Here is a 306-nt window from a genome sequence, read left to right on the forward strand (position 1 = left end):
GATCGCTAGCTTTAATCGTCGCTCGGTAGCTACCGTCTGCCTGCTTCACTGCCTTGTGCCAAACAAGATCATCCTGACCGTTGACTTCTGACCAGGTTGGAACTAATACCTCCTTGAGACCATTTGGAGCGACTACATTACGAATAACCGCATCAAAAGTTCCAGTGGTAGAGTTGTTATTTTCAATTGTAAGAGTCCCAGCTGAATGCTTGTGATGAACGGTAGTAGCCGTACCCGTTACAAATTCTTTTGTTCCTGTCGCTGTAACATAATAGACATGAGACAGATACTTCCCTTGGGAATTTT

The 306-nt window shown here is 44.4% G+C and carries 1 protein-coding gene; it reads right to left on the reverse strand.

The window, feature by feature from the left end:
* On the reverse strand, positions 1-306 hold a 306-nt coding region (locus AWH02_RS11190; protein ID WP_236708901.1), incomplete at both ends, for a GBS Bsp-like repeat-containing protein.

The sequence above is a fragment of the Streptococcus gordonii genome (assembly GCF_001553855.1).
In the GTDB taxonomy this organism is placed as follows: Bacteria; Bacillota; Bacilli; order Lactobacillales; family Streptococcaceae; genus Streptococcus; species Streptococcus gordonii.